The sequence below is a fragment of the Klebsiella sp. MPUS7 genome (genome assembly GCF_009905335.1).
GTDB lineage: Bacteria > Pseudomonadota > Gammaproteobacteria > Enterobacterales > Enterobacteriaceae > Klebsiella > Klebsiella grimontii.
Map to the genome: position 1 here is coordinate 5,787,036 of NZ_CP047604.1, position 23,389 is coordinate 5,810,424.

A 23,389-nucleotide genomic window follows, 5' to 3' on the forward strand; every position below is an offset into this window, starting at 1 on the left:
GGACTGGAGCATGCAACTGAATTCCACCGAAATCAGCGAACTGATCAAGCAGCGCATTGCTCAGTTCAATGTTGTGAGCGAGGCTCATAACGAAGGTACTATCGTTTCTGTAAGTGACGGTGTTATCCGCATTCACGGCCTGGCCGATTGTATGCAGGGTGAGATGATCGCTCTGCCGGGTAACCGTTACGCTATCGCACTGAACCTGGAGCGCGACTCCGTAGGTGCCGTTGTGATGGGTCCGTACGCTGACCTCGCCGAAGGTATGAAGGTTAAATGTACTGGCCGTATCCTTGAAGTTCCGGTTGGCCGCGGCCTGCTGGGACGTGTGGTTAACACCCTGGGTGCACCGATTGATGGTAAAGGTCCGCTGGAGCACGACGGCTTCTCCGCCGTTGAAGCTATCGCACCGGGCGTCATCGAACGTCAGTCCGTCGATCAGCCGGTGCAGACCGGTTATAAATCCGTTGATGCCATGATCCCAATCGGTCGTGGACAGCGTGAACTGATTATCGGCGACCGTCAGACGGGTAAAACCGCTCTGGCCATCGACGCCATCATCAACCAGCGTGATTCCGGCATCAAGTGCGTCTACGTAGCTATCGGCCAGAAAGCGTCCACCATTTCTAACGTGGTACGTAAACTGGAAGAACACGGCGCGCTGGCTAACACCATCGTTGTGGTTGCTACCGCATCTGAATCTGCCGCACTGCAATACCTGGCGCCGTATGCCGGTTGTGCAATGGGTGAATACTTCCGCGACCGCGGTGAAGATGCGCTGATCATTTATGATGACCTGTCTAAACAGGCCGTTGCTTACCGTCAGATCTCCCTGCTGCTCCGTCGTCCGCCAGGACGTGAAGCATTCCCGGGCGACGTATTCTACCTCCACTCTCGTCTGCTGGAGCGTGCCGCACGTGTTAACGTCGAATACGTTGAAGCTTTCACCAAAGGTGAAGTGAAAGGTAAAACCGGTTCTCTGACCGCGCTGCCGATTATCGAAACCCAGGCGGGTGACGTTTCTGCGTTCGTTCCGACCAACGTAATTTCCATTACCGATGGTCAGATCTTCCTGGAAACCAACCTGTTCAACTCCGGTATTCGTCCTGCGGTTAACCCGGGTATCTCCGTATCCCGTGTTGGTGGTGCAGCTCAGACCAAGATCATGAAGAAACTGTCCGGTGGTATTCGTACCGCTCTGGCACAGTATCGCGAACTGGCGGCGTTCTCGCAGTTTGCCTCTGACCTTGATGATGCAACCCGTAAGCAGCTGGACCACGGTCAGAAAGTGACCGAACTGCTGAAACAGAAACAGTATGCGCCGATGTCCGTTGCGCAGCAGTCTCTGGTTCTGTTCGCGGCAGAACGTGGTTATCTGGCGGATGTCGAGCTGTCGAAAATCGGTAGCTTTGAAGCCGCTCTGCTGGCTTACGTCGACCGTGATCACGCTCCGTTGATGCAAGAGATCAACCAGTCCGGTGGCTATAACGACGAAATCGAAGGCAAGCTGAAAGGCATCCTCGATTCCTTCAAAGCAACCCAATCCTGGTAAAGTCTGGCGGCTTGCTCTAGGGCAGGCCGCAAGGCATTGAGGAGAAGCTCATGGCCGGCGCAAAAGAGATACGTAGTAAGATCGCAAGCGTCCAGAACACGCAAAAGATCACTAAAGCGATGGAAATGGTCGCCGCTTCCAAAATGCGTAAATCGCAGGAGCGCATGGCGGCCAGCCGTCCATATGCAGATACCATGCGCAAAGTGATCGGTCACCTTGCGAACGGTAATCTGGAATATAAGCACCCTTACCTGGAAGAACGCGACGTTAAACGCGTGGGCTACCTGGTGGTGTCTACCGACCGTGGTCTGTGCGGTGGCTTGAACATTAACCTGTTCAAAAAGCTGCTGGCGGAAATGAAAGCATGGTCCGATAAAGGCGTTCAGTGCGAACTCGCAATGATCGGCTCGAAGGGCGTGTCGTTCTTTAATTCCGTTAGCGGTAATGTTGTCGCCCAGGTGACGGGTATGGGGGATAACCCCTCCCTGTCCGAACTGATCGGTCCGGTAAAAGTGATGTTGCAGGCCTACGATGAAGGCCGTCTGGACAAGCTGTATATTGTCAGCAACAAATTTATTAACACCATGTCTCAGGTTCCAACCATTACTCAGCTGCTGCCGTTACCGGCTTCAGAAGAGGGTGAGTTGAAGCGTAAATCCTGGGATTACCTGTATGAACCCGATCCGAAAGCGCTGCTGGATACCCTGCTGCGTCGTTATGTGGAATCTCAGGTTTATCAGGGTGTGGTAGAAAACCTGGCCAGCGAGCAGGCCGCACGTATGGTGGCGATGAAAGCCGCGACCGACAATGGCGGCAGCCTGATTAAAGAGCTGCAGTTGGTATACAACAAAGCTCGTCAGGCCAGCATTACTCAGGAACTCACCGAGATCGTCGGTGGAGCATCCGCGGTATAACCAGGTTAATTCGTAGAGGATTCAAGATGGCTACTGGAAAAATTGTCCAGGTAATCGGCGCCGTGGTCGACGTCGAATTCCCTCAGGATGCCGTACCGCGCGTGTACGAGGCTCTTGAGGTGCAAAATGGTAGTGAGAAGCTGGTGCTGGAAGTTCAGCAGCAGCTCGGCGGCGGTATTGTTCGTACCATCGCCATGGGTTCTTCCGACGGTCTGCGTCGCGGTCTGGAAGTAAAAGACCTCGAGCACCCGATCGAAGTCCCGGTAGGTAAAGCCACGCTGGGTCGTATCATGAACGTACTGGGCCAACCGGTAGACATGAAAGGCGACATCGGCGAAGAAGAGCGTTGGGCTATCCACCGTGCAGCACCTTCCTACGAAGAGTTGTCAAACTCTCAGGAACTGCTGGAAACCGGCATCAAAGTTATCGACCTGATGTGTCCGTTTGCGAAGGGCGGTAAAGTTGGTCTGTTCGGTGGTGCGGGCGTAGGTAAAACCGTAAACATGATGGAACTGATCCGTAACATCGCGATCGAGCACTCCGGTTACTCCGTGTTTGCGGGCGTAGGTGAACGTACTCGTGAGGGTAACGACTTCTACCACGAAATGACCGACTCCAACGTTATCGATAAAGTATCCCTGGTGTATGGCCAGATGAACGAGCCGCCGGGAAACCGTCTGCGCGTTGCGCTGACCGGCCTGACCATGGCTGAGAAGTTCCGTGACGAAGGTCGTGACGTTCTGCTGTTTGTGGATAACATCTACCGTTATACCCTGGCCGGTACTGAAGTATCCGCACTGCTGGGCCGTATGCCTTCAGCGGTAGGTTACCAGCCGACCCTGGCGGAAGAGATGGGCGTTCTGCAGGAACGTATCACCTCGACCAAAACCGGTTCAATCACTTCCGTACAGGCAGTATACGTACCTGCGGATGACTTGACTGACCCGTCTCCAGCCACCACCTTTGCGCACCTTGACGCAACCGTGGTACTGAGCCGTCAGATCGCCTCTCTGGGTATCTACCCGGCAGTTGACCCGCTGGACTCCACCAGCCGTCAGCTGGATCCGCTGGTTGTTGGTCAGGAGCACTACGACACCGCTCGTGGCGTTCAGTCCATCCTGCAGCGTTATCAGGAACTGAAAGACATCATCGCCATCCTGGGTATGGATGAACTGTCTGAAGAAGATAAACTGGTGGTAGCTCGCGCGCGTAAGATTCAGCGCTTCCTGTCCCAGCCGTTCTTCGTGGCAGAAGTATTTACCGGTTCTCCGGGCAAATATGTCTCCCTGAAAGACACCATCCGTGGCTTTAAAGGCATCATGGAAGGCGAATACGATCACCTGCCGGAGCAGGCGTTCTACATGGTCGGTTCTATCGACGAAGCCGTGGAAAAAGCCAAAAAACTTTAACGCCTTAATCGGAGGGTGATATGGCAATGACTTACCACCTGGACGTCGTCAGCGCAGAGAAACAAATGTTCTCTGGTCTGGTCGAGAAAATCCAGGTAACGGGTAGTGAAGGTGAACTGGGTATTTACCCGGGGCACGCGCCGCTGCTCACCGCCATTAAGCCTGGTATGATTCGCATCGTTAAGCAGCACGGTCACGAAGAATTTATCTACCTGTCAGGCGGCATTCTTGAAGTGCAGCCGGGTAGCACGACCGTTCTGGCTGATACGGCAATTCGTGGCCAGGATCTCGACGAAGCGCGAGCCCTGGAAGCGAAACGTAAGGCTGAAGAGCACATTAAGAGCTCTCATGGTGACGTGGACTACGCTCAGGCGTCTGCGGAACTGGCCAAAGCGATCGCTAAACTGCGCGTTATCGAGTTGACCAAAAAAGCGATGTAACACCGGCTTGAACGTTAAAAAGCCAGTCTGGTTTCCAGGCTGGCTTTTTTTATGGCTTCGTTTCAGAAAAAGCAAAATTAAAAAGCGGGTTTAAAAATTTTGTGATGTATATCTCATTTTTGTTGATCGTTTAAAAGATGAAGCGTAGACTTATTTTTGTGATGTTAGTCACAAAAAAAAGAGTTCATCAAAAACGTAATCGCTATCCAGGAAGAGATCATGAAACTGCTTAATAAAATCGTCGCTTTCTTCAGTGCTATGAACGTAACCTTCGGTACGTTCAACCACTAAGAAGTCCGCTCTCCAGACTGCTTATGCGCTGTACCGCTAACTAAAACGACAACACATGCGGTGTGAAGCAGGAAAGGAAGTAAAAAGGTCGCCCGAGGGCGACCTTTATGTTTTTAGCGTGTCCCTGGTTAATTGCGGCTAAGGAAGTTACCGGTGTTAAAGCTGCCGTCGGCCTCACGCGTCAGCGGATCCGGCAGCGTCAGAGTCTGATAGTCGGCGCTGTGAATGCTCTTTCCCTGGGCGTTGATGCTTCGGCCACCGTGGATAAAGTAGTTGCTATCATCAATGTTCCCGATAACGGCATCGTCATATTTCCCCGGCTGGCTGCGCAGAGAAAGGTTATCGCTGAAGGTACCCTGCGTTTCCGGTGCGCCATACGGGCTTGGGCGGAATAGATAGTTAAAGCGCTGGTTATCCACCGCGACGTTATTGACCACTACCAGCTTGCCAGGATTGAAGTTGTCGGTAAAACCGTCCAGATGATTGCCGATGGCGATGCTGTTGCGTACCTCGTGGGCGACCGGCTGCCCTTCCCCACCGAGCTTAAAGCCGTTGCTGGTATTATTGCGGGCAATGGAGTTCTCGATCACCACAACGCCGTTAGCGCCGTCCTCAATCTTATTGAACAGATCGAAGCCGTCGTCGATATTATCGTGTGAGTAACAGCCCTCCAGCCGGTTACCCTCCCCTACGCGCATTTTCACCGCAAAGCCATCGGCGTTAATTTTACCCGGATCTTCGTTATTAAAGGATTCAGAATTCACCACCCGGTTATGGCTGGCCCACAGCGGGCGTCCGACATCCGCCGGAGAGGAAATTTGAATGCCGGTATCATCGTTCCGATACGCGGTGACGTTCTCGATCAGGTTATGGCTACCCTGTACGCGCAGGCTCTTGTCCGTAATGTCTACTCCATTGACATGCCAGTAGCTGGCATCCAGCAGGAGCCCGTGAATCACGGCTTTTCCGTCGGCTTTCAGGGTTTTGACTTTGTCTTTCAGGCCGCTGGCGCTAACCGGGATGGTTGTTTGCGGATAATCACCGGCGGCTAATACAATTTGCCCGCCAGGGGGAACGAGGTCGACAGCGGTGGCTAAATCCAGCGGCGAGTCCGTCGTTCCTTTAGCCTGCGACAGCCCATCCGGCGCGGCGTACAGCGTATTGCCTGTCACATTGGCGCTCTGTTCAACCGTCAGCGTTTGGGTCAGCGTGTTTGCGCCGGTGGCTGGAGTGAAGCTAATTTCGAATGTGCTTTTATCTTTCAGAACGGCAGGCTGGGTATACATCTCTCCGGCCTTCACGGCTTTATCCTGCCCGATCACCACTTCATCCTGACGCACGGTGATGCGTCCGTCACTATTCGTGCGCGCCTGCAGGAGATACTCTTTGCTCTGGCTTTTTGTCCCCGAGGCAATTTGCATGACCGGCGGCCAGCTTTTGGCAACATACGGGGCGGAGGGAACCGTATTTGCCGCGGAGGTCGTCAGGGAAGCATTGCTGACGGTGATTTTGGCGTTACGTGAGGCGAAGAAACCGACGTAGTAATGTTCTTTATCCTGCTGAGCAATCAGATCGGCGTGAGGAACCCGCTGGCTTACCCATTCAATACTGCCCGTTGCCGCCCATGAGGTAATAAATCCGTCGTTAGTGCGTTCCAGCTTAAGCTGAAACGTCGGGGTTTGCTGGATATCGATTTTCTCTTTGTAACTTTGACGCTTGATTGCAGCGCCCGCATTGCCCCACGGTTGGGTTATCCCTTCCCGGCTAATAGCCTGCAGCTTGATATGCGAGCCATCTTTTTTATCCTGGGTCATAATGGCGTTCATCACCATATTGGATGCCGCCGGGAACTCTTCGTAGCCGACCTTGAGAGGCTGTTGGCGCGGGTTGCCAATGACGTCGCGGACCAGCAGTCCCGCGCCTTCCTGCGCCGCCGGACGCGCGCCATTTTCCGGTCCAAACTGATTGACGGTCACCGTAGCCTGCAGGATAAAATTCTTATTGGTTGGCAGCTCGGTGTAAAAGAAGGTCAGTCCGTCGTGGGAGTTGGCAATTTTACCTCCCCGGCTCTCGATGGTAATGGGCTGGCTGAGATCGGCGGAATCCTGCGGCGTCAGCTTTTTCCCGGCAATGGTGACATCATTGACGCCAATTTTTTCCGGCAACACGTTCGAGGAAAAGTTACTGTCGGTGGATTGCCCAAAGGCGATTGCCCGCCACTGATGGCCTTCGTTGGCCTGCAGCGGTAGCGCGATCATCGTACTGCAAAGGGTTAATGCCAAAGGTATTTTGTTTTTCATTTTTTTCTCCTGGGTAATTATTAACCGGCATTATCAGGAAAATGAAATGGTGTTTCTATTTATTACGTCACAATTAATGAATATTAAAACCGCGTTTTACTTTATGGATTTTCTTTATTTTTCCATCAAAAAAACAGCAAAAGCAGAGGGATAGCCGGTATCCCTCCCCGTTAAAATGCTTTTTTTGCGCTAAACGGGTTTGCGCTGGCTAAAAATACCCACCTAAAATGGTGTATAGCGTTACGCTTGTGCGTTTTATCTTCGTCTCGTTTCATGATGAAAAATATGTAGATATTTCAACGTGAAAGGCTTTTACTTTTCGTTCTAACAGCAGTCAGGATGCGTATGTCAAACAGTCCGATGAGCGTGGTTATTCTTGCCGCAGGCAAAGGTACCCGCATGTATTCCGATCTTCCTAAGGTGTTGCATTCACTGGCCGGAAAGCCGATGGTGCAGCATGTTATTGATGCGGCTAAAGAATTAGGGGCATCCGCCGTACATCTGGTGTACGGGCACGGCGGCGACCTGCTTCGCCAGACGCTGCGCGAAGACAATCTTAACTGGGTTCTACAGGCCGAACAGCTTGGTACCGGCCACGCTATGCAGCAGGCGGCGCCGTTCTTCAGCGACGATGAAGATATCCTGATGCTGTACGGCGACGTGCCGCTTATTTCCGTCGAAACATTACAGCGCCTGCGGGACGCGAAACCGCAGGGCGGTATCGGCCTGTTGACGGTGAAGCTGGACGATCCGACCGGCTATGGCCGCATTACGCGCGATAACGGCGCGGTGACGGGTATTGTTGAACATAAAGACGCCAGCGAAGAGCAGCGCCTGATTCAGGAAATTAATACCGGGATTCTGGTCGCCAACGGGGCGGATCTTAAACGCTGGCTGGCTAAGCTCACCAACAACAACGTTCAGGGCGAATACTACATCACCGACATTATCGCCATGGCCTATCAAGAAGGTCGTGAAATTACCGCTGTACATCCGCAACGGTTAAGCGAAGTGGAAGGCGTGAATAACCGCCTGCAGCTCTCCCGCCTTGAACGCGTCTGGCAGTCTGAACAGGCTGAAAAGCTGCTGCTCGCGGGCGTTATGCTGCGCGATCCGGCGCGTTTTGATCTGCGCGGCGTGCTGAAACACGGGCGCGATGTCGAAATTGATACTAACGTTATCCTCGAAGGTGACGTGGTGCTGGGGGATCGGGTCAAGATCGGCGCTGGCTGCGTCATCAAGAACAGCACCATTGGTGATGATTGCGAGATTAGCCCCTATACCGTGGTGGAGGATGCGCATCTGGAAGCCGCCTGTACCATTGGACCGTTCGCGCGGCTGCGCCCAGGCGCTGAGCTTCTGGAAGGCGCGCACGTTGGCAACTTTGTCGAAATTAAAAAGGCGCGCTTGGGTAAAGGCACAAAAGCCGGGCATCTCTCCTATCTCGGAGACGCCGAGATTGGCGATAACGTCAATATCGGCGCGGGCACCATCACCTGTAACTATGATGGCGCAAATAAGCACAAAACGGTGATTGGCGATGACGTGTTTGTTGGCTCTGACAGCCAGCTGGTCGCGCCGGTGACCGTCGGCAATGGCGTCACCATTGCCGCAGGAACAACGGTAACGCGTGACGTTGCCGATAATGAATTAGTGTTAAGCCGCGTGCCGCAGGTCCATAAACAGGGCTGGCAGCGCCCGGTGAAGAAAAAGTAACGCTATTTCTCTTTCGCCCTTTCGGGGAGAAAGAGCGGGGTGAGGGGATAACATAATCCTCCCCCCACGGCAGTACCCATAAAAATAACCCCACTCTCTACAAGGCTCGGGGCGCCCGAAATTCGGGTAAACAGGTTGACCGACAACGTATGGCATACAGCCAAAATCGGAATGAAAAACTATGTGTGGAATTGTTGGCGCAGTCGCGCAGCGTGATATTGCTGAAATCCTTCTCGAAGGTTTACGTCGTCTGGAATACCGCGGTTACGACTCTGCCGGTCTGGCAGTCGTCGATAACGAAGGTCATATGAACCGCGTTCGTCGCCTTGGGAAAGTACAGATGCTGGCCCAGGCACTGGAAGAACATCCGTTGCACGGCGGTACCGGGATTGCCCATACCCGCTGGGCGACGCACGGCGAACCGTCTGAAGGTAACGCGCATCCGCATGTTTCTGACCATATTGTGGTGGTGCATAACGGGATCATCGAAAACCATGAGCCGCTGCGCGAGCTGTTGCAGTCGCGAGGCTACGTTTTTGTCTCCGAGACTGACACGGAAGTGATTGCGCATCTCGTTCACTGGGAGCTGGAACAAGGTGGCACCCTGCGTGAAGCCGTTCTGCGAACCATCCCGCAGCTGCGTGGCGCTTACGGCACCGTGATCATGGATACCCGCGATCCGGGTACGCTGCTGGCCGCTCGTTCAGGCAGCCCGCTGGTCGTTGGCCTGGGGATGGGGGAAAACTTCATTGCCTCCGATCAGCTGGCGCTGCTGCCGGTTACCCGCCGCTTTATCTTCCTCGAAGAGGGCGATATTGCTGAGGTTACCCGCCGTTCGGTGACTATCTTTGATAAATCCGGCGCCGAAGTGCAGCGCCCGGACATCGAATCCAATCTGCAGTACGATGCGGGCGATAAAGGTATCTATCGCCACTACATGCAAAAAGAGATCTACGAGCAGCCGAACGCTATCAAAAATACCCTTTCCGGGCGCATTAGCCATGGTGAGGTTGATTTAAGCGAGCTGGGCCCGCAGGCTAACGAGCTGCTGTCGCAGGTTGAGCATATTCAGATCATCGCCTGCGGCACCTCCTATAACTCAGGTATGGTTTCCCGCTACTGGTTTGAGTCGCTGGCAGGGGTACCGTGCGATGTCGAAATTGCCTCCGAGTTCCGCTACCGCAAATCGGCCGTGCGTCGCAACAGCCTGATGATCACCCTCTCTCAGTCAGGCGAAACGGCAGATACGCTGGCCGGTCTGCGCCTGTCGAAAGAGCTGGGCTATCTGGGCTCGCTGGCGATTTGTAATGTGCCTGGTTCCTCTCTGGTGCGTGAATCCGATCTGGCGATGATGACCAACGCCGGAACGGAAATCGGCGTCGCCTCGACCAAAGCCTTCACTACGCAGCTGACCGTTCTGCTGATGCTGGTGGCGAAACTGGCGCGCCTCAAAGGCCAGGACGCCGCTATCGAACACGAGATCGTGCATGGCCTGCAGGCGCTGCCGAGCCGCATTGAGCAGGTGCTTTCGCAGGATAAGCGTATCGAAGCGCTGGCTGAGAATTTCTCTGACAAACACCACGCGCTGTTCCTTGGACGCGGCGATCAGTATCCCATCGCCCTCGAAGGGGCGCTGAAGCTGAAAGAGATCTCCTATATTCACGCAGAAGCCTATGCTGCCGGTGAGCTGAAGCATGGTCCGCTGGCGCTGATTGACGCTGAGATGCCGGTAGTGGTGGTGGCGCCGAACAACGAACTGCTGGAAAAACTGAAATCCAACATTGAAGAAGTTCGCGCCCGCGGCGGCCAGCTGTACGTCTTTGCTGACGGCGATGCGGGTTTCACCAGCAGCGACAATATGCACATCATCGAGATGCCGCACGTTGAAGAGGTTATCGCGCCAATCTTCTACACCGTACCGCTGCAGCTGCTGGCGTATCACGTCGCGCTGATCAAAGGGACTGACGTTGACCAGCCGCGTAACCTGGCGAAATCGGTTACCGTGGAATAACGGTTTTTACATCGTGACAGGGCTGCCGTCCGGCAGCCCTTTTTATTTGCGGCGAACGGCGAGATCCCACCCGTTTTATGACAGTCTGTCATTTTTGAGACGCTTTTTTGCCGTCATAAAAATAAAATTTTTCGGCAATCTTTTCCTCATTATCTTTATTAACAATATGATTTGTATTGTTTTTATTTAGCGTGAAATCCCGCCTTTTCGCCTGTCATAAAACTGTAATAATTCGTACATTTTACTGTCACCTGTTTGTCCTATTTTGCTCACCATAGCTTCGAAACAATGGTTTACGAATCCAGCAGGAGACATTATGAACGTTATGCGTACCACCGTCGCAACAGTTGTCGCCGCGACCTTATCGATGAGCGCTTTCTCTGTTTTTGCAGCAGCAAGCCTGACTGGCGCAGGCGCAACTTTCCCCGCGCCGGTGTATGCCAAGTGGGCAGATACCTATAACAAAGAAACGGGTAATAAAGTCAATTACCAGGGTATCGGCTCCTCTGGCGGCGTAAAACAAATTACGGCCAACACCGTAGACTTTGGCGCTTCTGATGCCCCTCTGGCTGACGATAAACTGGCTCAGGAAGGTCTGTTCCAGTTCCCGACCGTAATCGGCGGCGTGGTGCTGGCGATTAACCTGCCTGGCGTGAAATCCGGCGAGCTGGTGCTTGATGGTAAAACGCTGGGTGATATCTACCTTGGCAAAATCAAAAAATGGGATGATGCAGCGATTGCTAAACTCAACCCGGGCATGAAGCTGCCTTCTCAGAATATCGCCGTTGTTCGTCGTGCCGATGGTTCTGGTACTTCCTTCGTTTTCACCAGCTATCTGGCGAAGGTGAACGAAGAGTGGAAATCTAAAATCGGCGCGGGTTCAACCGTAAACTGGCCGACCGGACTGGGCGGTAAGGGCAACGACGGCATCGCCGCGTTTGTTCAGCGTCTGCCGGGTTCTATCGGCTACGTCGAATATGCCTACGCAAAACAGAATAACCTCGCTTACACCAAACTGCTGTCCGCCGATGGCAAGCCGGTGAGCCCGACTGAAGATAACTTCGCTAACGCGGCGAAAGAAATCGACTGGAGCAAATCCTTTGCACAGGATCTGACTAACCAGAAAGGCGACAACGCATGGCCGATTACCTCGACCACCTTCATTCTGGTTCACAAGGCTTCCAACAAGCCAGAGCAGACCGCTGAAGTGCTGAAGTTCTTCGACTGGGCGTATAAAAACGGCGGTAAAGAGGCTAACGCGCTGGATTATGCAACCCTGCCGGAAAGCGTGGTTGAGCAGGTTCGCGCGGCATGGAAGACCAACGTCAAGGATAGCAGCGGTAAAGCGCTGTACTAATACCCGTCATACTTCGAGCTACAGGCGCGTTGGCAGCGCTTGCCTGCAGCTCGAATTATTTAGGGTATGGCATTACCTTTGTCAGAAAGATCAGTAAACTACGATTTTTTCTGGCCCGAAACTGAAGAGTAACTTATGGCTGCAACCAAGCCGGCATTTAACCCTCCGGGGAAAAAGGGTGACATAATTTTCAGCGTGCTGGTAAAACTGGCGGCGCTGATTGTGCTATTGATGCTTGGCGGCATCATCGTCTCCCTTATCATCTCGTCCTGGCCAAGCATTGAGAAATTCGGCTTTGCCTTTCTGTGGACCAAAGAGTGGGATGCGCCGAACCAGATTTTCGGTGCCCTGGTGCCTATTTACGGAACGCTGGTCACCTCATTTATCGCGCTGCTGATCGCCGTGCCGGTGAGCTTCGGTATCGCGCTGTTTTTGACCGAACTGTCACCCGCCTGGCTCAAGCGCCCGCTGGGTATCGCCATTGAGCTGCTGGCCGCGATTCCCAGTATCGTATACGGCATGTGGGGTCTGTTTATTTTCGCCCCGCTGTTTGCGACCTACTTCCAGGAGCCAGTTGGCAACGTTCTCTCGACCATTCCGTTCGTTGGCGCGCTCTTTGCGGGCCCGGCATTTGGTATCGGTATTCTGGCGGCAGGCGTGATTCTGGCCATCATGATCATCCCTTATATCGCGGCCGTTATGCGTGACGTCTTTGAACAGACGCCGGTGATGATGAAAGAGTCGGCATACGGTATCGGCTGTACAACGTGGGAAGTTATCTGGCGTATCGTTCTGCCCTTTACCAAAAACGGCGTTATCGGCGGAGTGATGCTCGGACTGGGGCGCGCGCTGGGGGAAACCATGGCGGTGACCTTTATTATCGGCAACACCTACCAGCTTGATAGCGTTTCATTATATATGCCAGGCAACAGCATCACCTCCGCGCTGGCCAATGAGTTTGCCGAGGCGGAAACCGGGCTGCACGTTGCCGCATTGATGGAGCTGGGCCTGATTCTCTTCGTTATTACCTTTATTGTTCTTGCCGCATCGAAGTTTATGATTATGCGTCTGGCTAAGAACGAGGGGGCACGCTAATGGCGACGATTGAACTACAAACCACCGCGGAGCTGGCGGAGTCTCGCCGCAAAATGCAGGCAAAACGCCGCATGAAAAACCGCCTCGCCCTGACGCTATCGATGGCGACCATGGCGTTTGGCCTGTTCTGGCTTATCTGGATCCTGATGTCCACCGTTACCCGCGGCATCGACGGCATGAGCCTGGCGCTGTTTACCGAAATGACCCCGCCGCCAAATACGGCGGGCGGCGGTCTGGCAAACGCCCTGACAGGTAGCGGATTGTTGATTCTGTGGTCGACGGTTATCGGTACCCCTCTGGGCATTCTGGCGGGGATTTATCTGGCGGAATATGGCCGTAAATCCTGGCTGGCGGAAGTGATTCGGTTTATTAACGATATCCTGCTTTCCGCGCCGTCGATTGTCGTCGGTCTGTTTGTGTACACCATCGTCGTTGCGCAAATGCAGCACTTTTCCGGCTGGGCGGGCGTGATTGCGCTGGCGCTGCTGCAGGTGCCTATCGTTATTCGTACCACTGAAAACATGCTGAAGCTGGTTCCGGACAGCCTGCGCGAGGCGGCTTATGCGCTGGGTACGCCGAAGTGGCGCATGATTTCTGCGATCACCCTGAAGGCATCGGTATCGGGCATTATGACCGGTATCCTGCTGGCCATCGCCCGTATCGCCGGGGAAACGGCGCCGCTGCTGTTTACCGCGCTCTCCAATCAGTTCTGGAGCACCGATATGATGCAGCCGATCGCTAACCTGCCGGTAACGATTTTCAAATTTGCCATGAGTCCGTTTGCGGAGTGGCAGCAACTGGCATGGGCCGGGGTCTTGATTATCACCCTGTGCGTATTGCTGCTGAACATTCTGGCGCGCGTTATTTTCGCGAAGAATAAACACGGTTAATTTTTGCGGCGCGGCGAAACGCGGCGCCGAATGAGGAAGAGAACGAGATGAGTATGGTGAATACGACCCCGGGTAAACTTTCAGTACGTAATCTGAACTTCTACTACGGAAAATTCCATGCCCTGAAAAACATCAACCTGGATATCACCAAAAACCAGGTTACGGCGTTTATCGGTCCGTCAGGCTGCGGTAAATCCACGCTGCTGCGTACGTTCAACAAAATGTTTGAGCTGTACCCGGAGCAGCGCGCGGAAGGCGAAATTCTGCTGGATGGCGATAATATTCTCACCAACACCCAGGATATCGCCCTGCTGCGCGCCAAAGTGGGGATGGTGTTCCAGAAGCCGACGCCGTTCCCGATGTCGATTTATGACAACATCGCCTTTGGTGTACGCCTGTTTGAGAAACTCTCCCGCGCGGATATGGACGAGCGAGTGCAGTGGGCTTTGACCAAAGCCGCATTGTGGAATGAAACCAAAGATAAACTGCATCAGAGCGGATATTCTCTCTCCGGTGGTCAGCAGCAGCGTCTGTGCATCGCGCGTGGTATCGCTATTCGTCCGGAAGTCTTACTGCTGGATGAGCCCTGCTCGGCGCTGGACCCGATCTCTACCGGGCGTATTGAAGAGCTGATTACCGAACTGAAACAGGATTACACCGTCGTTATCGTGACCCACAACATGCAGCAGGCCGCGCGTTGTTCCGACCATACGGCATTTATGTATCTTGGCGAGCTGATTGAATTCAGCAACACGGACGATCTGTTTACCAAGCCCGCTAAGAAGCAAACTGAAGATTACATTACTGGCCGCTACGGTTGATTGCCCTTCTGCTTTCAGGCTCTAACCTATTGGGCAATCAGGAGATACTATGGATAACCTAAATCTTAACAAACATATTTCCGGCCAGTTTAACGCCGAACTGGAGTACATCCGCACCCAGGTCATGACCATGGGTGGGCTGGTGGAACAGCAGCTTTCTGATGCGATCACCGCGATGCATAACCAGGACAGCGAGCTGGCGAAGCGCGTTATCGACGGCGATAAGCAGGTCAATATGATGGAAGTCGCGATCGATGAAGCCTGCGTACGCATCATCGCCAAGCGTCAGCCAACCGCCAGCGACCTGCGCCTGGTGATGGCGATTATCAAAACCATCGCCGAGCTGGAACGTATCGGCGACGTCGCGGATAAAATCTGCCGCACCGCGCTGGAAAAATTCTCCCAGCAGCATCAGCCGCTGCTGGTAAGCCTGGAATCGCTGGGGCGCCATACCGTGCAGATGCTGCACGATGTACTGGATGCCTTTGCGCGTATGGACCTTGATGAAGCCGTGCGTATTTATCGCGAAGATAAGAAAGTTGACCAGGAATATGAAGGCATCGTACGTCAGTTGATGACCTATATGATGGAAGATTCGCGCACTATTCCAAGCGTGTTGACCGCGCTGTTCTGCGCCCGCTCGATTGAGCGTATCGGCGATCGTTGCCAGAATATCTGCGAATATATTTTCTACTTCGTCAAAGGTCAGGATTTCCGTCACGTTGGCGGTGACGAGCTGGATAAACTGCTGGCGGGAAAAGATCCCAAAGAGTAATAAATCACAGAGACTAATTCTGATAAAAGGACATATCAGAATTAGTTATGATATATGTTTAAGTTATTTTTCCATTAACAATAACGGTGCGATTGTCGTCACAAATAACAATTTCACTAATTGTGGTTTTATTTTTATAGCGTAACAATACGGTTTATCAATCGGGTGACTTGTCGTTACAAGGCCCGAATGGAAACGGCGGATTGTTACTGCGTAAGCAGGCAAAACCTGACATCACCTTTAATCTGGTGATGTCAGGTTTTTTTTTGCCAAATGATCCACCCGCAGTAGATGAATGGGGTTGTTACCGCCGTGCGGGCAAAACCTGAAGAAAATCGCCTCTGTTTTATGCAGGGAGTTTTCTTCAGGTTTTTTTATGCGATGAAAAAATGTCTGAGGATAAACCATGCCTTCGCGCTGGTCGTTATTTTTCACGATATTCAGCTGCACTCATTTTATATAAAGGGACCTTATGTTTAAAAGAAATCTGATTACATCTGCCATTATTATTATGGCACCGATCGCTTATTCCTCCCATGCTATGGCGGCATCGTTGACGGTTGAACAGCGCCTTGAGCTTCTGGAAAAGGCGCTTAAGGATACGCAGTCCGAACTTAAAAAATATAAAGATGAAGAGAAAGCCAGAAATCAAATCTGGGTCGCCAATACGCAGCCGGGCGGAAATAAAACGAGCGCGGCTCGGCAGGCCGTAAGCTCGCCAGCGCCGGCCCGCGCCGCCCAAAAACCGGCGGCGGTGCTGGTGAAAAATGAACAACCCGCGGCTAACGGCGAGTCTATCTATAGCTCCATGACGATGAAGGATTTCAGTCAGTTCGTGAAGGATGAAATTGGCTTCAGCTATAACGGCTATTACCGTTCCGGTTGGGGAACCGCTTCTCATGGATCGCCAAAATCGTGGGCGATTGGTTCGCTTGGCCGCTTTGGTAACGAATACTCTGGCTGGTTTGATTTACAGCTTAAGCAGCGGGTCTATCAGGAAGGCAATAAGCGTGTTGATGCGATCGTGATGTTAGACGGTAACGTCGGGCAGCAGTATTCCAGCGGCTGGTTCGGGGATAACGCTGGCGGCGAGAACTATATGCAGTTCTCTGATATGTACGTCAATACCAAAGGTTTCCTGCCGTTTGCGCCGGAAGCGGATTTCTGGGTCGGCAAGCACGGCGCGCCGAAAATTGAAATCCAGATGCTGGACTGGAAAACGCAGAGAACCGATGCCGCAGCAGGCGTTGGCCTTGAAAACTGGAAGGTGGGCGCGGGTAAGTTTGATATTGCGCTGGTACGCGAGGACGTTGATGATTACAACCGTACGTTGACCAAAAGCCAGCAACTTAACACCAATACCATTGATATCCGCTATAAAGAAATCCCTCTCTGGGATAAAGCCTCATTAATGGTGACCGGCCGCTATGTCGCGGCAAATCAGAGCTCATCAGAAAAATATAATGAAGGTAATAATGGGTATTATGAATGGAAAGATACCTGGATGGCGGGAACGTCGTTAACGCAGAAATTCGATAACGGCGGGTTTAACGAGTTTTCATTCCTGCTGGCGAACAACTCTATCGCCAGTAGCTTCTCGCGCTATGCGGGATCCAGTCCGTATACCACCTTTAACGGCAGATACTATGGCGATCATACCAACGGCACCGCCGTTCGTTTGACCTCCCAGGGGGAAACCTATCTGAGTGATAACATCATTATGGCTAACGCCATCGTTTACTCCTTTGGTAATGATATCTACAGCTACGAGACTGGCGCGCACTCCGATTTCGAATCTATTCGCGCCGTCGTTCGTCCGGCCTGGATCTGGGATAAATATAACCAGACCGGCGTCGAACTGGGCTATTTCAAACAGCAGAACAAAGATATCACCGACAAGAAATATAACGAATCCGGTTACAAAACCACCCTGTTCCATACCTTTAAAGTGAATACCAGTATGCTGACCTCACGCCCGGAAATTCGTTTCTATGCGACTTATATTAAAGCGAAGGATATCGACCTGGATAAGGCCGCTAACAGCAACACCAGCAGCATTTTTGAAGATGGTAAGAACGATCAGTTTGCCGTTGGCGCCCAGGCTGAAATCTGGTGGTAAGGCTGGCAATGGCCAGGACAAAATTCTAAAGAGGAATAACGATGAAACGACATGCTATTTACTTCGCTCTGGCGCTAGCGGGCGCAGCGTTTACTGCTCATGCTGCGCCGTTTCCGGTCACGCCGAGCGCGGCGATCGCGGTCAGCCAGTATATTACGCAGGTTAACGGCGATAAGAGTATCACCTTCCGCCTGTTTGCCCCGGACGCAAAACGGGTATCCGTGGTGACGGGGGCAACGCCGGACACCTTCGTCTCCCACGATATGGCCAAAGATGAACAGGGGATCTGGACATGGAAAAGTGAAGCTCTGGCGCCCAACCTCTACGAATACTATTTTGATGTCGACGGATTCCGTTCAGTCGATACCGGTAGCCGCTATCAGAAACCCCAGCGTCAGGTGAATACCAGCCTGATTCTGGTACCCGGCAGCATTCTTGACGATCGCGCGGTGGCTCATGGGGAACTACGCACCTTGACCTACCACTCAAAGGCGCTGAATTCTGAACGCCGTGCCTACGTGTGGACGCCGCCGGGCTATACCGGTACCGGCGAGCCGCTGCCGGTGCTCTATTTCTATCACGGTTTTGGCGACAGCGGCCTGTCGGCCATCGATCAGGGGCGTATCCCGCAAATCATGGATAACCTGTTGGCGGAAGGCAAAATCAAGCCCATGCTGGTGGTGGTGCCGGATACCGAAACCGATATTCCTGAAGCGGTTGCGGAAAACTTCCCGCCGCAGGAACGGCGTAAAACCTTCTATCCGCTGAATGCGAAAGCGGCGGATAAAGAGCTGATGAACGATATTATTCCGCTGATTGATGCCCGCTTTAATGTGCGGAAAGACGCGGATGGCCGGGCGCTTGCCGGGCTGTCGCAGGGCGGTTATCAGGCGCTGGTCTCGGGAATGAACCATCTGGAGAACTTCGGCTGGCTGGCGACCTTCAGCGGCGTAACGACAACCACGGTGCCGGATGCCGGCGTCGAGGCGCAGCTAAAAAACCCGCAGGCGATCAATAAGCAGCTGCGTAATTTCACCGTCGTCGTGGGTGAGAAAGACGCGGTCACCGGTAAAGATATCGCCGGGCTGAAAGCGGAGCTGGAGAAGCAGAACATCAAATTTGACTACCACGAGTTTCCGGGCCTGAACCACGAAATGGACGTCTGGCGCCCAGCCTACGCCGAGTTCGTGCAGAAGCTGTTCAAATAAAATCAAGGAGCCAGATCCCTGGCTCCCTGTCTTCATTATATTCAGGGAGATAACATGAAGTTAATCGTGACGGAAGATTATGCCGAGATGAGCCTGGTCGCCAGCCATCATGTTTTAGGCTACATCACCGCGCCGCGGAGGAAGAATCTGGCGGTAACGGCAGGCAGTACGCCGAAGAAAATGTATGAACATCTGACGGCAGCGATTAAAGGCAAATCCTTCTATTCTCAGGCCCATTATTACAATTTTGATGAGATCCCGTTCCGCGGACAGGATCGCGAAGGGGTGACCATTTCCAATCTGCGCAGCCTGTTTTTCACTCCCGCTCAGATCCCGGAAGAGAATATCCACAAGCTTAGCCATGCAAACTTTATCCATCACGACCAGCGGTTACAGGAGGAGGGGGGCCTGGATCTGGTGGTGATGGGTCTCGGCGCTGACGGCCATTTTTGCGGTAACTTACCGAATACCACGCGGTTCCACGATGCGACGGTGAAAGTCCCTATCGTCGGGGATTTGGTGGATCTCGTCGCGCATGGCGAAATGGACGGCGACTTCTCCGCGGTGCCGGATAGCTACGTCACGATGGGGCCGAAAAGCGTTATGGCGGCGAAAAATTTGCTGCTGATCGTCAGCGGAGCGGCAAAAGCGCAGGCGCTAAAACAGGTGATTGAAGGCGAAGTCAGCGAGCGGGTTCCGGCTTCGGTGCTGAAACTGCATCCTTCCCTGGTGATTGTGGCTGATAAAGCAGCGGCTGCGGAATTGACTAAAGCGCAGTCCTTCTCAGCGTAGCGCAGGCGGGACGCTCCGGGGTTGCGCTACGCTGCGGCTTTTTATCGGGTAATATGCCAGCCGCGCGCTTTCCACAGTTCCGGCAGCGCTTCCAGACGGGTAAACGTCGTCACTTTCGGATGGTCGATGGGCTTGTTGTGCGGATCGGCGCAGAAGTAGAACACCTCCATGCCTGCCGCGATCCCCGACTGCGCGCCTGCGCTGGAGTCGTCGACCAGAATGCAGTTCTCTACGTTAACATTCATCGCTTTTGCAGCATGCAGCATCAGTGCCGGATCGGGCTTCCAGCGCTGGATATCGTAGCCGCTATACAGACGCTCGGGGAAATGGCGCAGCATGCCTGTTTTACCGAGAGAGTGCTGCATTTTGCTGACCGGGCCGTTGGAGACCACGCACATCGGCACGTTGACCGCGTCCAGCAGCGCCTGTGCGCCAGAAATGACTTCCAGTTCAGTATCAAACAGGCGCGCGACTTCATCGCGGTAAACCGGCTCAAGGGTCGCCTTATCCAGATTAACGCCGTACTCCGCGTTAATGGTATCGATAATCTCGTACAGCTTTACGCCTTTGAAGCGCTTAAAAATCTCTTCTAAATCCAGCGTAATGCCGAATTCCCTGAACATGTGAACGTAGGCGCGGGAGCAGATCACCTCGCTGTCGACCAGCGTGCCGTCACAGTCGAAAAATACTGCTTCTGGTTGGGTCATGTCGTTTCCATTTTAATAAGTTAACGTTTTCGTCATGCTGATTGGTGAGACGCAATCGTTGCCGTATAAGCAAAATCAATGAAAAAAAGTATCTCACAACCGCCCCTATTGTCGCATTTTGGTATAGGATAGCGACGAATTTTCCCTCCTTTGTTCGGAAACCGATAATGAGTCAACAACAAACCAGCCAGTCATCTGGCCAGGGTCTGCTGGAGCGCGTGTTCAAATTGCGTGAACACGGCACCACGGCCCGCACCGAAGCGATTGCAGGTTTCACCACTTTTCTGACAATGGTGTACATCGTTTTTGTTAACCCACAGATTCTCGGCGTGGCGGGTATGGATACCAGCGCCGTTTTCGTCACAACCTGTCTGATCGCCGCATTCGGCAGCATTATGATGGGGCTATTCGCTAACCTCCCGGTGGCGCTGGCGCCGGCAATGGGCCTGAACGCCTTTTTTGCGTTTGTTGTGGTACAGGCAATGGGCCTGCCATGGCAGGTGGGGATGGGCGCTATTTTCTGGGGCGCGGTTGGCCTGCTGCTGCTGACGATTTTCCGCGTACGCTACTGGATGATTGCCAATATTCCGGTTAGCCTGCGCATCGGCATCACCAGCGGTATCGGCCTGTTTATCGGTATGATGGGCCTGAAAAACGCCGGCGTGATCGTCGCCAATCCGGAAACCCTGGTGAGCATCGGCAACCTGACGTCCCACAGCGTGCTGTTGGGTATCCTTGGCTTCTTCATTATCGCGATTCTGGCTTCCCGCAATATTCACGCCGCGGTGCTGGTTTCTATCGTGGTTACCACGCTGCTGGGCTGGATGCTGGGTGACGTTCACTACACGGGCATCGTTTCCATGCCGCCGAGCGTGACTACGGTGATTGGTCATGTTGACCTGGCGGGCTCGCTGAATCTCGGCCTGGCGGGCGTGATCTTCTCGTTTATGCTGGTGAACCTGTTCGACTCCTCCGGCACGCTGATCGGCGTGACCGATAAAGCCGGTCTGGCCGATGCGCAGGGCAAGTTCCCGCGTATGAAGCAGGCGCTGTTTGTCGATAGCGTATCGTCCGTTGCCGGCTCCTTTATCGGCACCTCTTCCGTAACCGCCTATATTGAATCGTCCTCGGGCGTTTCCGTGGGCGGCCGTACCGGCTTAACCGCCGTGGTCGTTGGGCTCTTGTTCCTGCTGGTGATTTTCCTGTCGCCGCTGGCGGGTATGGTCCCGGCCTACGCCGCAGCCGGTGCGCTGATTTACGTTGGCGTCCTGATGACCTCCAGCCTGGCGCGCGTGAAGTGGGATGATTTAACCGAATCAGTGCCTGCGTTTATTACCGCCGTGATGATGCCGTTCAGCTTCTCCATTACGGAAGGTATTGCCTTAGGCTTTATCTCTTACTGCGTGATGAAGATTGGTACCGGCCGCCTGCGCGACCTCAGTCCGTGCGTGATTGTGGTTTCGCTGCTGTTCGTGCTGAAGATTGTGTTTATCGACGCGCATTAATACCTGCGCCGTCACGCTCGCCCGTTCTGGCGAGCGTGACGGCGTCTGTCAGGCCTTAACCCGCTGAATATACTCGGCAAAAGCGCTAAGCTGCCCGCTCAGATGATCGAGTGTGCTCTGATCGACGACTTTCCCCTCCTGCGGATCCACTTTGTTCTGAATCACGCCGCCCATAAATTCGGGCTTATTCATCACCATTGCGTCGAGGAATACCAGAATCTGGCGCAGATGGTACTGACAGCGCGCGCCGCCAATAGCCCCCATCGAACTGGTTTGAATCAGTACCGGCTTACCGGCCAGCGGCTGTTCCGGCAGACGAGATAGCCAGTCGATGGCGTTTTTCAGGCCGCCGGGAACCGAATAGTTATATTCCGGCGTCACGATGACCACACCGTCGGCCTCGCGAATTTGCTGCGCGATATCCTGAACGCTTTGTGGGAATCCCTCTTCCTGCTGGACATCGGCATCATAGAGTGGAATATCGCCAATGGACGGTAACGCGGAAACCGCCATACCTGCGGGCGCGATGCCGGGGAGGGTACGCGCGACCATGGCATTAAAAGAGCCTTTGCGCAGACTTCCGAGTAACGTAACAACTTTCAACGTATCAGACATGATTGCTCCTTTGCATCATGATGGCCGGGAAAACCGGTCAGTTGAGGGAGAAGGCTTTTTCTACCGGTAAACTGGTGAAGCGCATCAGCCGGGCGGACGGTTCTTTAGCACGGGCCTGAGCGTCAGGCAGGCTGCGCCAGCCCTCGTTACCATTATATTCCCAGACTTTCAGTTGACCGATATCCGGGCTGGCGGCGATAGACCAGACCAACACCGTTTCGGCGTCGCACACGGCTTCGATTGCCTGCGTCCCGCTTGTGCGTAACCGCCCGGAGCCCGGAAGAAGCTGTAGGTTAACGGCGGTTTCGCCGGTCAGTTTCATGACGCTTTTGCGCAGCGCGTCAAGCTGAGCGCGAGCTTCGTCAGGATCGTGCTGATTGCTAATCCATACACGCTCATTACTGTTAAAAACGTAGCGGTCGGCGTCGTGCGGGGAGTGTAAACCGCGGGAGGCGTGCGGTAATTCCATATCCAGGCCGCAATCGCCTTCGGTGGTTAACGCGACGCCGACGATATTTCCAGCATAGGAGATGGAGAAATGCGGGAGATGTTCGTCGCGAAAAGCGGGTTTTCCATTTTCTTCATCAATAATTTCGGGAAGTTCGCTGATGCCGTACAGCATAAAGAGGAGTTCTGCGAGGAGTGACCGGGATGCGCGATAGCGGCTTTGTCGGTACTCAGGCAGGCGCCTGGCGGATTGATGGCAGGCCGCTGACAGGCGTGTTGATAACGGTTCTCGGGTGTTAAGTATCCCTCTTGCAAAATGTGTTGCCATTCGTCGCTCCGTGATTAATGGTCAATGATAGAAATTGCGAATTATATTATCGCTCAGAATTGTCAGGTTTTAATGCGGAAATCACCCGTTGAAAAGA

At 53.5% G+C, this 23,389-nt stretch carries 20 protein-coding genes; 15 read left to right on the forward strand and 5 right to left on the reverse strand.

All coding sequences use genetic code 11. From position 1 onward, the window contains the following. The first annotated feature begins 10 nt into the window (after window positions 1-10). Genes atpA through GUC22_RS27085 form a run of 4 tightly spaced genes read left to right on the forward strand, consistent with a single transcriptional unit; the run spans window position 11 to window position 4,315 of the window. The gene (atpA, locus tag GUC22_RS27070; protein WP_004127029.1) at window positions 11-1,552 is read left to right on the forward strand and encodes a F0F1 ATP synthase subunit alpha; all 1,542 of its coding nucleotides are present in this window, start codon (window positions 11-13) and stop codon (window positions 1,550-1,552) included. 50 nt (window positions 1,553-1,602) lie between these two features. Further along, a complete protein-coding gene (gene atpG, locus GUC22_RS27075; protein WP_004871892.1) occupies window positions 1,603-2,466 on the forward strand; it encodes a F0F1 ATP synthase subunit gamma in 864 nt (287 codons plus the stop codon). 26 nt (window positions 2,467-2,492) lie between these two features. Further along, window positions 2,493-3,875 (forward strand): F0F1 ATP synthase subunit beta, encoded by a 1,383-nt coding sequence (atpD, locus tag GUC22_RS27080; RefSeq protein WP_004127025.1) that lies wholly within the window; start codon window positions 2,493-2,495, stop codon window positions 3,873-3,875. 20 nt (window positions 3,876-3,895) lie between these two features. Continuing rightward, a complete protein-coding gene (locus GUC22_RS27085; RefSeq protein WP_004107274.1) occupies window positions 3,896-4,315 on the forward strand; it encodes a F0F1 ATP synthase subunit epsilon in 420 nt (139 codons plus the stop codon). A 419-nt stretch (window positions 4,316-4,734) separates the two neighbouring features. Here GUC22_RS27085 and GUC22_RS27090 read toward each other — a convergent pair whose 3' ends face one another. Next, complete coding sequence (locus GUC22_RS27090; RefSeq protein ID WP_160183873.1) at window positions 4,735-6,906, reverse strand: right-handed parallel beta-helix repeat-containing protein; 2,172 nt, start codon at window positions 6,904-6,906, stop codon at window positions 4,735-4,737. Between the two features lie 345 nt (window positions 6,907-7,251). Here GUC22_RS27090 and glmU point away from each other — a divergent pair, with 345 nt between their 5' ends. From glmU to phoU, 7 genes are all read left to right on the forward strand, one after another. Further along, window positions 7,252-8,622, forward strand: coding sequence for a bifunctional UDP-N-acetylglucosamine diphosphorylase/glucosamine-1-phosphate N-acetyltransferase GlmU (gene glmU, locus GUC22_RS27095; protein ID WP_024360536.1), 1,371 nt, complete (start codon window positions 7,252-7,254; stop codon window positions 8,620-8,622). A gap of 181 nt (window positions 8,623-8,803) precedes the next feature. Beyond that, window positions 8,804-10,633: a glutamine--fructose-6-phosphate transaminase (isomerizing) gene (gene glmS / locus GUC22_RS27100; RefSeq protein WP_131930601.1), complete on the forward strand. Its 1,830-nt coding sequence runs from the start codon at window positions 8,804-8,806 to the stop codon at window positions 10,631-10,633. Window positions 10,634-10,949: 316 nt separating this feature from the next. Next, window positions 10,950-11,990 (forward strand): phosphate ABC transporter substrate-binding protein PstS, encoded by a 1,041-nt coding sequence (gene pstS / locus GUC22_RS27105; protein WP_004127017.1) that lies wholly within the window; start codon window positions 10,950-10,952, stop codon window positions 11,988-11,990. Window positions 11,991-12,125: 135 nt separating this feature from the next. Next, window positions 12,126-13,085, forward strand: a complete 960-nt coding sequence (gene pstC, locus GUC22_RS27110) for a phosphate ABC transporter permease PstC (protein WP_004871867.1) — start codon at window positions 12,126-12,128, stop codon at window positions 13,083-13,085. Beyond that, the gene (gene pstA / locus GUC22_RS27115) at window positions 13,085-13,975 is read left to right on the forward strand and encodes a phosphate ABC transporter permease PstA (RefSeq protein WP_160183874.1); all 891 of its coding nucleotides are present in this window, start codon (window positions 13,085-13,087) and stop codon (window positions 13,973-13,975) included. Before pstC ends, pstA begins: the two co-directional genes overlap by 1 nt. Before the next feature lie 47 nt (window positions 13,976-14,022). Beyond that, on the forward strand, window positions 14,023-14,796 hold the full coding sequence (pstB, locus tag GUC22_RS27120) for a phosphate ABC transporter ATP-binding protein PstB (protein WP_004107254.1): 774 nt from the start codon (window positions 14,023-14,025) through the stop codon (window positions 14,794-14,796). Between the two features lie 49 nt (window positions 14,797-14,845). Then, the gene (gene phoU, locus GUC22_RS27125) at window positions 14,846-15,571 is read left to right on the forward strand and encodes a phosphate signaling complex protein PhoU (protein ID WP_004107251.1); all 726 of its coding nucleotides are present in this window, start codon (window positions 14,846-14,848) and stop codon (window positions 15,569-15,571) included. A 240-nt stretch (window positions 15,572-15,811) separates the two neighbouring features. On the opposite strand, the gene GUC22_RS27130 is transcribed toward phoU, so the two are convergent. Next, window positions 15,812-16,006 carry a hypothetical protein gene (locus tag GUC22_RS27130; protein ID WP_128804966.1) on the reverse strand — a complete coding sequence of 65 codons (195 nt, stop codon included), beginning with the start codon at window positions 16,004-16,006 and terminating at the stop codon, window positions 15,812-15,814. 37 nt (window positions 16,007-16,043) lie between these two features. On the opposite strand from GUC22_RS27130, the gene GUC22_RS27135 reads away from it, so the two are divergent. The 3 genes from GUC22_RS27135 to GUC22_RS27145 are packed head-to-tail and all read left to right on the forward strand — an operon-like array spanning window position 16,044 to window position 19,690. Then, complete coding sequence (locus tag GUC22_RS27135; protein WP_160183875.1) at window positions 16,044-17,690, forward strand: carbohydrate porin; 1,647 nt, start codon at window positions 16,044-16,046, stop codon at window positions 17,688-17,690. Window positions 17,691-17,731: 41 nt separating this feature from the next. Next, complete coding sequence (locus tag GUC22_RS27140; protein WP_049090280.1) at window positions 17,732-18,898, forward strand: esterase; 1,167 nt, start codon at window positions 17,732-17,734, stop codon at window positions 18,896-18,898. 54 nt (window positions 18,899-18,952) lie between these two features. Beyond that, on the forward strand, window positions 18,953-19,690 hold the full coding sequence (locus tag GUC22_RS27145) for a glucosamine-6-phosphate deaminase (protein WP_024360539.1): 738 nt from the start codon (window positions 18,953-18,955) through the stop codon (window positions 19,688-19,690). Between the two features lie 41 nt (window positions 19,691-19,731). On the opposite strand, the gene yieH is transcribed toward GUC22_RS27145, so the two are convergent. Next, entirely contained in the window at window positions 19,732-20,397 is a 666-nt protein-coding gene (yieH, locus tag GUC22_RS27150) for a 6-phosphogluconate phosphatase (RefSeq protein WP_049087043.1), read from the reverse strand. 167 nt (window positions 20,398-20,564) lie between these two features. Here yieH and adeP point away from each other — a divergent pair, with 167 nt between their 5' ends. Continuing rightward, window positions 20,565-21,902 carry an adenine permease AdeP gene (gene adeP, locus GUC22_RS27155; RefSeq protein ID WP_004127003.1) on the forward strand — a complete coding sequence of 446 codons (1,338 nt, stop codon included), beginning with the start codon at window positions 20,565-20,567 and terminating at the stop codon, window positions 21,900-21,902. 48 nt (window positions 21,903-21,950) lie between these two features. Here adeP and GUC22_RS27160 read toward each other — a convergent pair whose 3' ends face one another. Next, a complete protein-coding gene (locus GUC22_RS27160; RefSeq protein ID WP_004855733.1) occupies window positions 21,951-22,517 on the reverse strand; it encodes an NADPH-dependent FMN reductase in 567 nt (188 codons plus the stop codon). Window positions 22,518-22,554: 37 nt separating this feature from the next. Further along, a complete protein-coding gene (locus GUC22_RS27165) occupies window positions 22,555-23,292 on the reverse strand; it encodes a 4'-phosphopantetheinyl transferase family protein (RefSeq protein ID WP_024360541.1) in 738 nt (245 codons plus the stop codon). Window positions 23,293-23,389: the final 97 nt, after the last annotated feature.